The organism is Ochrobactrum sp. SFR4 (assembly GCF_019730395.1).
Classification (GTDB): Bacteria; Pseudomonadota; Alphaproteobacteria; order Rhizobiales; family Rhizobiaceae; genus Pseudochrobactrum.
Genome location: NZ_JAAPBB010001443.1, coordinates 1 through 233, shown reverse-complemented (window position 1 = coordinate 233; position 233 = coordinate 1). Strand labels below are relative to the sequence as shown.

The following is a 233-nucleotide window of genomic DNA, read 5'->3' as shown; positions in this document are numbered from 1 at the left end:
ATCCATGCTGACCGACATCACCCGCTCATGCACCGGATCGGACACTATCTCGCCGTTGCAATCATAGAAATGAAACAGCATGTCGCCGACCGCACCATTTTCGAGCAATGAGCGCTTCTGCACATCATCAATCAGACCAACGCGATAAGATGTGCTGCTGGCAGTCTCAATGCCACCAATGCTAAGCAGAACCATATCCAGATCATCAGCCATTTCGAAAACATCTTTCAGCC

The 233-nt window shown here is 49.8% G+C and carries 1 protein-coding gene; it reads right to left on the bottom strand.

The genetic code is table 11. The annotated features are described in order from the left end of the window. A partial coding sequence (locus tag HBA93_RS23795) for a sugar-binding domain-containing protein (RefSeq protein WP_286202183.1) occupies positions 1-233 on the bottom strand: 233 nt, incomplete at both ends.